Genomic DNA, 4730 nt, shown 5'->3' with positions numbered 1-4730 from the left:
CGCATTCAGGATTTATTTGCCCGCTGGGGCGGCGAGGAATTTGTATTGGTCTGCCGCGATACGGATATTGAAAGTGCCTGCGCTATAGCCGACAAATTGCGCGAGCTCATTGCAAACCAAACACTGCACAAAGATATTCATATCACCGCGAGTTTCGGTGTCGCCACGTTAAAAACCAATGAAAATTTGGAGCAGCTGTTTAAGGCGGCCGACACCGCACTCTATAGGGCAAAAGCGGCGGGGCGTAACCGGGTGGTTACTGCAACCTGATATTATCCCAATAAAATTCACGTGATGTCGGTAATTGCAGCGCAAATACTGTAAAGCCAGTAATTTTATCCATCTGCATATTGCGACCAGCAGGCGCACTGCGAAGTTCATTGAGATCAATACGCACATGATTCCAACCTGTCATTAATACAATGGGATAATTAAATCTGTCACCATACAAATTTCTACCGGAATCATGCTGGTAATCAGAAATTTTGATCACCAACTCCAGCCGTTCAGCCTCAGGATTATAAAAATCCATTGTTAAAAATTGATAGTCACTCCAATCACCATAAGGACCTAACAAACTGATCCCGGCATATTTTTCCGTACTTAAGATCACAGATAATGACCTATGGCCATGACTCACAACACTATCTGATTGCCGCACAGTTGCCCGCTCCGCGCCCGCCTGTACCTGCTGCATTTCATGGCGTGATTCAAAACTATTTACCAGCGGGAATTGTTGCCGCATTACAACATCGCCCCACGCTGCATCCAGCACTGACAACAATGATGGCAGGACACACGCCAGGCTAATAAAACGCAGCAACCAAACCCGGCGCGTTGGTTTTTGACCCCAAAACAAACCCAGCCACACACCAAATACATTATGCAAAACATCATCCACACTGGAGTTTCGTCCCACAAAATGCTGGGCCAACTCGATCGCACAACCAAGTACAATTGCAGCGATTGTTACTAGCGCCCATTGCCGCCAATGTGCCAGAGGTTTAAACGCCTGAATCAACAACATCAACACCGCAAAAAAAATAATATGGCCAAAGTTCCACAGATTTTTTAATGAGTGCGACGAAAACGAATCCGGCCCACCCACAAAAAAAAACGGTACGACAAGCAGAACAAATAATCCCGACAACCAGGAAGGAAGGCTCGCTTTCAAAATAACTCCATCACAAGTTAATTCACAAAAGAACAATTCATTACAAATGACTGGCGCGCAGTTTGGCAATCAGTAATGACTAAAAATGAGTAAGGTTTAGTATAAAGCCTGCACGGGTTGGTAAAGCCGTGCATAAATCCTATGCCGTGTGCATAGGGAAACAGTTCAATCTAATAACAGGACTTACTATTATGAACATCATCATTTCCTTCATTGCCCGAGCTATAGCACATAGCGCTGGTTTAGTAGCACTTTGCGCTGCTGTTTTTAGTCTGGGCGCTCAGGCTCAAACCATTATTAGCCCCGAGCCAACAGGCACGACTTATATTGTTAAACCCGACTACCGCAAATGCGCGTTCCCGATGTGTGGGGGCTGGTTTTTAACACCGGTAAACCAGTATTCACTCCAATTGCAAACGGAAGATGAAGCCTATGAAAGCGCTGCATTATTGCCCAACAGCATTTATGTTGCCTACATTAATTACAAACGTTTAGGTTTAACGGAAAAACAAATTGCCGAATTGAATAGTGCAATTCACAGCGAACAAGCGCTGCTGCGGGGCACAGTGATCAATTCACCTATTTCAGGCCGGGTAGCGACCCGCACTAAAACCCTGGTGGCCAACGGTGCTTGGGTAGGTGCCAATAAAAACTCTCCCGTCGGTCCTTATCTAAAAATTTCCAGCACCGGCATAGTCTGTATCACCACACCCTGCCCCTACTTTAGAGCAGGACTAATTAACAGCGATTACAGCAGCGAATTTCATGACTTGTCATTGGAAAAAGCAGCATTGGATCGCGAACAAGAAGCGCAAGCATGGCAGGCGATATCGACCGATGGATTGGTCATTACCGGCACAACTTATGTGAGCACCGGGTTTGATGAAACCGGCGCAGAACCTGGTAAAGGAATAGGTATAGCGGCTACCAAAGTATTTTTTGCATTTCCTGCGAAAAAATAATCTGTGCAAATACATAATCCCCGGATCATTCATTGCCGGGGATTACTGCGCTGCTTATCACCAACGATTAAGCTGGCTGAATCAACGACTGTTTGCACCAACCTGCGCTCTGAGTCTAAGATACACCTCGACTCATTTACCACAGCACACCTAATGCCCATCATTAAAATAACGGTAACCTTTAAACTTTGCCTGATCCTAAGCGCGATCATGCTCTGCCTTACTGCACTTGATAATCCGCTCTTCCCCCTACTCAGTCTCGAACCCACCAGAGTCTCAGCTGGCGAATTCTGGCGTTTGCTCACCGCGAACCTGGTGCACTTTGGGTGGATACATACGCTGATGAATGCAGTCGCACTTTTGTTATGCACGCTGGCTTTTTTTACGGACTACTCACTTAAAAAATTCTCGCTGTTATTGTTCTGGTGTTGTGCGGGGGTTGGGATTGGGGTTTATTGTTTTAACCCTGAGTATTCACCCTATGCAGGTTTGTCTGGCGCGATCCATGGGCTCATTGTTGCTGGTTTGTTGCTAACACACGCCTATCCAATGTGGATTCGTGTTCTTGCATTGGTTTTGGTGATAGCGAAATTAGTGCAGGAAAATAGTGCGGGTTATGAAGCAACTGATTTACAGGCGCTGCTGCCGGTAGCGGTGGCAGTGGAATCGCATTTATACGGTGCAATTGCCGGACTGGTGTTTGCAGTTATTGCCTGGTTATTACAACGATTAAAAAGGAAAAAGTAGATGCAAGGTTCTCCTGGTATTGCTATCGATTATTTTTTGGCGGGTGCGCGGCTGATTGTAAAGCCCGGATTCCGCCGTTTTATTTTAATCCCGCTACTCATTAATCTGGTTATTTTTGTCGGCGTAACCATCGCGCTCTTTCACGCGTTTGGGGATTTTTTTGCCCAGGTCTTGGAGTGGTCGCCCAGTTGGCTGGATTGGTTTGCCTGGATATTATGGCCGCTGGTTGGGTTTGTATTTTTAGTTATCTACGGTTATAGCTTTAACGTTATTACCAATTTTCTCGCCGCGCCCTTTTTTGGGTTGCTGGCAGAAAAAATAGAAACCCATTTGACAGGTGTTGCACCACCCGATGAACCCTGGGGGCAATTAATCCCACGCACCTTACAACGCGAGGCAGTGAAACTTTGGTATTTTGTGAGTCGCGGCCTGTTGGTGATGCTGATTTTTGTCGTGCTATTTTTTATTCCCGGCGCAAACTTATTGGGATTATTGATTGGAGTAATCTGGAGTTGCTGGTGTATGGCAGTGCAGTATTCCGATTATCCCGCCCATAACCACCAATTAACTTTCCGTGAGTTGCGTCGCCGTTTAAACAAACAAAAATTAACAAGCTACTCTTACGGTGGGATTATTTTACTGGGCAGCATGGTGCCGGTGTTGAATATTTTTGTTACGCCGATTGCTGTTGCTGGTGCGACGCTTTATTGGGTGAAAGAAGTAAAACATCTTTCGTCGCGATAATTTTCTGTAAAATACATAACCGTCATACCAGCGAACCCAGGTGTCCACCTTGTTGGCCGTTATGGATACCCGCGTTCGCGGGTGTGACGAACACTACGAGTTACTCCTCAGCATCGCCATCATCCACAATCATATTGCCACCCGCTTCTTTGGCGTGGTGCAAATGGATATTCGCTTTGGCAATTTGGTGATCCAAACTTTGACACATTTGGCTAGTTACACCAGCACTGAAATAAAAGTGCATGGTTTCGCCATTAATAACATAAGCTTCAGCGGCCAGTAATTGTTTTACTTTACTCAGCAGCGCGGCTGCCTTTTCATGATCCAAACCCGGCATCAGCACATAAAAATCATCACTATCAGCACGTGCGAATAAAAAACGCCCCAACATCGTATGCAAACTAGCGGCGATATACTTGAGGGCAACATCGCCCCAGCCGTTACCATGCTTCTCATTTATAGCGCTAAAGTGATCAATATTAATAATTGCCATCGCCAAGGGCGCAGCTTTTTCCTCTGCGCTTTTATACAACTCACGTGCGGCATTAAAAAAATACGAGCGATGGAACAAACCCGTGAGATGATCGCGTTGGGCGTTATAGGTAATTTGCTCAACCAGTTCGAGCGATTCAATATTGTGGATAATGCGGCAGTAAAATTCTTCTGGATGAAAAGGTTTACGCAAAAAGTCATTGGCACCGTGTTTGATAAACTTGGCGGAGAGCGCCTCACTACTTTCACCCGATACGCCAATCATAATCAGATCAGTTTTGTCGTACTTGTAACGCAGGTTGCGCACCAACTCAAAACCATCCATTTTAGGCATGTTGTAATCGGTGATTAGCAATTTAGTGTCCGGATTTTCCAGCAGTACTTTGATCGCATCCGCACCATCAACCGCTTCAACCACTTGAAACAAATGGCGGCGAAATAAATTCACCATATGCTTGCGCGACATATCCGAATCATCAACCACCAAGACTTTAATATGTTGGTTTTTTTCCAGGCGATTGATCATGCCGATGGCTTTACTGTAAGCGTAGCGACCTTCTTTGGTCACATAATCGACTATGGCTTTGTTGAATAATTGCTCGCGCCGTTTT

General features: G+C 45.6%; 6 protein-coding genes. 4 read left to right on the top strand and 2 right to left on the bottom strand.

Annotated features, from left to right (window positions below; translation table 11 throughout):
* Positions 1 to 270: GGDEF domain-containing protein (locus ACWA6V_RS17470; RefSeq protein ID WP_449523694.1), on the top strand; the 270-nt coding region annotated here is incomplete at its 5' end.
* Here the strand turns inward: ACWA6V_RS17470 and ACWA6V_RS17465 are convergent.
* On the bottom strand, positions 257 to 1174 hold the full coding sequence (locus tag ACWA6V_RS17465) for a VanZ family protein (RefSeq protein WP_449523693.1): 918 nt from the start codon (positions 1172 to 1174) through the stop codon (positions 257 to 259). The two genes, ACWA6V_RS17470 and ACWA6V_RS17465, sit on opposite strands and share 14 nt — an antisense overlap.
* A gap of 191 nt (positions 1175 to 1365) precedes the next feature.
* Between ACWA6V_RS17465 and ACWA6V_RS17460 the strand changes: the two genes are divergently transcribed.
* The 3 genes from ACWA6V_RS17460 to cysZ all read left to right on the top strand — a co-directional run bounded on the left by ACWA6V_RS17460 (position 1366) and on the right by cysZ (position 3627).
* Positions 1366 to 2136 carry a DUF6748 domain-containing protein gene (locus ACWA6V_RS17460; protein WP_449523692.1) on the top strand — a complete coding sequence of 257 codons (771 nt, stop codon included), beginning with the start codon at positions 1366 to 1368 and terminating at the stop codon, positions 2134 to 2136.
* 153 nt (positions 2137 to 2289) lie between these two features.
* Positions 2290 to 2883 carry a rhombosortase gene (rrtA, locus tag ACWA6V_RS17455; protein ID WP_449523691.1) on the top strand — a complete coding sequence of 198 codons (594 nt, stop codon included), beginning with the start codon at positions 2290 to 2292 and terminating at the stop codon, positions 2881 to 2883.
* The gene (gene cysZ, locus ACWA6V_RS17450; protein WP_449523690.1) at positions 2884 to 3627 is read left to right on the top strand and encodes a sulfate transporter CysZ; all 744 of its coding nucleotides are present in this window, start codon (positions 2884 to 2886) and stop codon (positions 3625 to 3627) included.
* Between the two features lie 100 nt (positions 3628 to 3727).
* On the opposite strand, the gene ACWA6V_RS17445 is transcribed toward cysZ, so the two are convergent.
* Positions 3728 to 4730: diguanylate cyclase domain-containing protein (locus ACWA6V_RS17445; RefSeq protein WP_449523689.1), on the bottom strand; the 1003-nt coding region annotated here is incomplete at its 5' end.

The organism is Cellvibrio sp., from assembly GCF_053579595.1.
Note: the sequence above shows the minus strand (reverse complement) of the source record. Positions and strands in the feature narration are given on the sequence as shown.